We start from the raw sequence: 2,535 nt of genomic DNA, 5'->3' as shown, positions 1-2,535 counted from the left end.
GCCATCTTTCTCGGCCAGGGCGGGGGACCGCGGATACATCGCAGTCCGGCCGTAACGGCATGACCGGCGCTCGCGCGTTGGCGCGGATGCGTGATCGCGGTGAGACCGTGGCCGACATCGCCCAGCTCGGCTGCTGCAGCGTGAAACTCGTCCGCAGGTATCTCAAAGAACTTCAGACCGCCGCGCCCGTATCGGGTACCGCTTCGGGGAATGGTTCGCGAGCAATAGGTTCCGAGGGTGCGGCCGTTGCGTCGGATGTTTCGCAGGCACTAGGCGGTGGCGGCCAAGACACGGCGGTTGAGGTCGAATCGTCCACGGCCGCAGCTGGTGTCGGTGGTCATCCGTAGCGTCGGGTGATGTGACGGTTTTAGGGCGCGTGGGGCGGGCGCCGGCGGTTGCCCTGTGGGTGGATCCGAAGGTGCATGCCGCCGAGGTCGCCCGGTTTCGCGCCAAGATCGTGGCCGGGCCGGGCGAGCGAGATTGCAGCATCTGGATTGGCAGCATCGGAGCCGACGGTTATGGCCGATATTTCATTACCCGTGCGGGCATGGGATTCTGCGTGCGGCCCAACCGGTATGCGTTGGCGTTGGCGACCGGATCTGCTCTGGGTGCGGACGTGTTCGCGTTGCATGAATGCGACAACCCGGTGTGCGTCAAGGTGAGTGGGCCTGGGGCGCTGTGTGAGCACGTGGTGGCTGGTACGCAGTTCGACAACATGCGGCGCATGGCGCGGGCCCGGCGCGGAGGCGGTCGGCCTACGATTCGTGGGCTGGGGCGTGAGGCGCGGCGGGCGCGTTCGGTGGCGCTGCGCGAGGCCGTCCAGGGCGGCGTGTGGGATGCCGATGCGGTCGCCAATGCGTTGCTCGGCGTCGAACCGCGTTTGTTCTGAAACCCACTCGGGGCGCGCCTCGTTCGCGGAGGAGATCAGGCTCCGTTGTCGTCGCTGGCGAATCCGAAGACTGGGGTTGCGTGTGGGCCGTGTCGAGTGCGCCGGGATGGCGGCTAAGCGATGCCTGGAGCGGGGATCGTTTCGGCCATTTTATCTGAATCAGCTTTGGGTGTGTATTGCTGTTCCCGCTTAGCTAAGGAATTGCGAGGAAATAACACGTGCGTTTGACCGGTCGGCTGGTTACGGTTCCGGCGGCGCGGCGGTCAGGGTGTAGTTCCATTCGCCGTGCCAGTCGTGGCGGGTGATGGCGCGCGATTCCAGTTCACGAATCTGCCTGTCGCTGATCTTGATTCCCTTGGGGTATTCGGCGTGGTCGAGTTCGGCGTGCACGGTCAGCCCGGTGCGGGTGATGGTCGCCGCGATCAGGTTGACCACGACCTCGTGGCTGGCCAGGGTCTGGCCGCGCCAGTTCGACGAGATGTGGGAGAACAGCCGGTGCTCGATCTTGTTCCACTTGGAGGTGCCGGGTGGGAAGTGGCAGACCGTGATCGCGAGCCCGGCCTCGGCGGCCAGCGCGGCGAGTTCGGTCTTCCACAGCCGGGTGCGATAGCCGTTGGAGCCGCCCGCGTCGGCGGTGATCAGCAGCTTCTCAGCGTGCGGGTAACGGTCGGCGCCGACCGCCTGCCACCAGCGGCGGATGGTGGCCACGGCGAACGCGGCGGTGTCGTGGTCGGCGCCGACGGACACCCAGCCGGAGTCGGCGGCGATGTCGTAGACCCCGTACGGGATCGCCTTGCCCAGCTGTTGGTCCGGGAAGTCGTGAGTCTTCACCCGCTCCGGGTTTCCGCTCGGCCGCCACTGGCTGCCGCCGTTCTTGTACTGCCCGACGAGTTCCTTCTTCTTAGTGTCCACGCTGATCACCGGCTGCCCCGCCGAATGATGCTCGCGCACTTGGTCGTTGACATAGCGGAACTGGGCGTCGCGGTCCGGGTGCTGGGTGCCCTCGATCTGCTTGGCCGCGGCCTGCAGGCTGTAGCCGGCGTCGTGCAACAGCCGCCGCACCAGCCATTCGCTGCACCGGTGCCCCCGACCGGTCAGCGCCGCCGACAGCTGCCGCGTCGACTTGATCGTCCACCGCAGCGGCGACTCCGGGTCGCCGCGGGTGTCCGGGTCGACCAGGCGCTCCAGCGCCGACGTCAGCTCCGCATCCACCGTCTCGGCTCGCTTGCGCCCCGCACCCGCCCGGCGAACCCGGCCCGAATCGGTTGCGCCGCTGTCGAGTTCGTCCACACCCCGAGTCACCGTCGATCGTGCCGCCCCGGTCGCGCGCGCCACCATCGTGATCCCGCCCCGCCCGGCCTCACCCGCCTCCACCGCCATCCACAGCCTGCGTTGCCGCTCATCCAGCACCGGCGACAGCAGCGCAAACTTGCGCGATACCTCGCTTTCACGATCAGCGGCCGTCACCACATCACACAGAGTAAGACAGAAATCACGAACGTAGCGTTAATTTACTCGCGTGTCCTAAGCACGTCGTCGCGGCGGAACATCCCTGAGCGGCGCATGGTCAGCACCATCAGCCCCGACACGGCGTTCGTCAGCAGCTTGTGCCAAGCCGCGCTCACAAAGTCGTCGGTAATGCTGAC

The 2,535-nt window shown here is 66.9% G+C and carries 1 protein-coding gene and 2 pseudogenes; 1 reads left to right on the top strand and 2 read right to left on the bottom strand.

Annotation, left to right across the window (positions count from 1 at the left end; genetic code table 11):
- Positions 1 to 358: 358 nt before the first annotated feature.
- Entirely contained in the window at positions 359 to 889 is a 531-nt protein-coding gene (locus tag VFW69_RS09670; RefSeq protein ID WP_526500555.1) for a hypothetical protein, read from the top strand.
- A 252-nt stretch (positions 890 to 1,141) separates the two neighbouring features.
- Here the strand turns inward: VFW69_RS09670 and VFW69_RS09665 are convergent.
- Both VFW69_RS09665 and VFW69_RS09660 read right to left on the bottom strand, forming a co-directional pair.
- Positions 1,142 to 2,359: pseudogene (locus VFW69_RS09665) on the bottom strand (ISAzo13 family transposase); the annotation flags it as partial.
- A 59-nt stretch (positions 2,360 to 2,418) separates the two neighbouring features.
- Positions 2,419 to 2,535 (bottom strand): annotated as a pseudogene (locus VFW69_RS09660) (oxidoreductase); the annotation flags it as partial.

Source organism: Mycobacterium sp., assembly GCF_036273375.1.
Taxonomy (GTDB): domain Bacteria; phylum Actinomycetota; class Actinomycetes; order Mycobacteriales; family Mycobacteriaceae; genus Mycobacterium.
This window is presented reverse-complemented; position numbering and strand designations above follow the sequence as displayed.